This window comes from Ferruginibacter sp. (assembly GCF_031430955.1).
In the GTDB taxonomy this organism is placed as follows: domain Bacteria; phylum Bacteroidota; class Bacteroidia; order Chitinophagales; family Chitinophagaceae; genus Ferruginibacter.
Window position 1 is genome coordinate 1 of record NZ_JANPCM010000285.1, and the last position, 1,899, is coordinate 1,899.

Below are 1,899 nucleotides of genomic sequence, written 5' to 3' on the forward strand. Positions count from 1 at the left end.
TTTTACCCACGGGTAGCTGTAACCTTTCTTGTTAAAAAGGTAAGGTCAAAAATTTTGGATAACAGCAACAGGCAGTATGATGCTTCAGTAGAAAAAAAATTAACTGCCGATGAGTTTGCATTAATACTGCAAAAATGTAAAGAGCTATCAAAAAAGAAATATAACCTAAAAAAATATAATTGTTATGAGTATGTGCTGGAAGTTTTTAATTCGTTACCGGGTATTGAAAAGCTGCCGGTTACAAAAGTAAAGTTTCCATTCATTTTTGGCAGGGGTGGTTCGCCTTGTGGTTTGTACAGGGATCTGAAAAAATTATCAGCAAACGACTCTGCATGGATGCCTTTTATAAAATTTGGATTATTTAAATCGCCCTATTCTGATTTACACGAAAATACATTTGCATCTTATTAATGTTTGTATAAATTATTATTAAAACCTAAAATTAAAATTATGAAAAAAGTATTATTGATGTTGGGGTTAAGCTTGTTAACCAGTTTGAGTTATGCACAGGCGAACTTCATATATAAAAACGGTACATCGTATCCGGAAAAGGATTTTAGGAAAGAATTTGGTTGTAAAGATGATGAGACAATTGAACAGTGCCAAACAAGACTCCGCAATGATACACTCAGGCGTGAGGACAGTATTAAGAGAGAAGCAGAACGGCTGAAGTACGATGAGGCAAAAAGCAGAAGGGCACGCTGGGAATTAGAAAAAGAGCGTAGAGATAAATTAACACCTGAAGAAAGAAGGAAGGAAGATGAAGATAGAAGATTAGCCTCTGAAGGGGAGAAAAAAAAGAAAACTGAAGATGGTATTGACTTTTTAGCAGGAGCAATTTACTCTAACAAATCAGGAAATTATCCTAACTATAATCCAGTTTTAGGTATGTTGATAGGAGTTCAAACACAAGTTATTTCCTTATCTGATTATGTAGGTTTAGGAATTGGAATTAACTATTCTATGCAGGGAGGTAAATACGAATCTTCTGACTACGTTCCTGGTGGTAATTACAGCACCACTTCCCGTACATCAAGGCTTAGCTATCTAAATTTTCCGGTAATGGTACGCTACCAACGGCAACGAGCAGGTTTTTTTGCAGAAGCCGGAGTGCAGCCGGGGCTGCTGCTTAGCGCAAAAGATAAGGGCACTAATACTAACGATATAAAAGATGAAATAAAAAAGTTTGATGTAGGTATTCCCATTGGTGTGGGTTATAAGTTTAAAAATAAGATTGGTGTGGGGTTACGCCTTACTCCTGGATTAATAAATATAAATAAAGATGAGCAATATAAGAACCGCAATATGGTTGCTTCTATGAGAGCATCATATACACTGTAACACAATTTTCAAGTATAAATCTATCTTATGCCCAAATACCTGGTAGAAAGAGATATGCCTCATGCAGGCAATCTTTCTCAAAAGGATTTAAAAGAGATGGCACTGCAATCATGCGAAGTATTAAGCAATATGAAAACGCAGGTCCATTGGATAAAAAGTTATGTAACAGACAAAAAATTGTATTGTGTTTATGTAGCTCCTGATGAAGATGCACTGATGGAGCATGCCAGCTATGGTGGATTTACAACAAATAAAATAAGTGCAGTAAAGCAAATAATTGATCCGGCAACTGCTGAGTAATAAATTATCTTTATTATGTAATCAAAAATATGGATACAGGTTACTTTGCTGCTTTTGCAACATTATTTGCATGGACAATTTCAAACTTTGTTCTTGCAAAGCTTACAAGGCTGGTGGAGCCTTCCATCTTAAACAGGGCAGCACTTTTTTTTAGCATTTTTTTATTGGGATTATTAGTTTGTATAGTTGATCGGCTTGCACCATGGCAATTGTTTACCCTTCCAAATTTTTCTAATTGGCTTTGGCTGGGGCTTTCAG

4 protein-coding genes are annotated in these 1,899 nt (G+C 35.8%); 3 read left to right on the plus strand and 1 reads right to left on the minus strand.

Features of this window, described 5'->3' with window-relative positions:
* The 3 genes from ACY65O_RS08055 to ACY65O_RS08065 form a co-directional block, all read left to right on the plus strand.
* Positions 1-411 (plus strand): hypothetical protein (locus ACY65O_RS08055; RefSeq protein WP_462220341.1); only part of this gene is annotated, 411 nt, incomplete at its 5' end.
* Positions 412-450: 39 nt separating this feature from the next.
* Positions 451-1,341, plus strand: a complete 891-nt coding sequence (locus ACY65O_RS08060) for a porin family protein (RefSeq protein ID WP_462220342.1) — start codon at positions 451-453, stop codon at positions 1,339-1,341.
* 27 nt (positions 1,342-1,368) lie between these two features.
* Positions 1,369-1,641: a DUF4242 domain-containing protein gene (locus ACY65O_RS08065; protein WP_462220343.1), complete on the plus strand. Its 273-nt coding sequence runs from the start codon at positions 1,369-1,371 to the stop codon at positions 1,639-1,641.
* A gap of 40 nt (positions 1,642-1,681) precedes the next feature.
* On the opposite strand, the gene ACY65O_RS08070 is transcribed toward ACY65O_RS08065, so the two are convergent.
* Positions 1,682-1,899 (minus strand): hypothetical protein (locus tag ACY65O_RS08070; protein ID WP_462220344.1); only part of this gene is annotated, 218 nt, incomplete at its 5' end.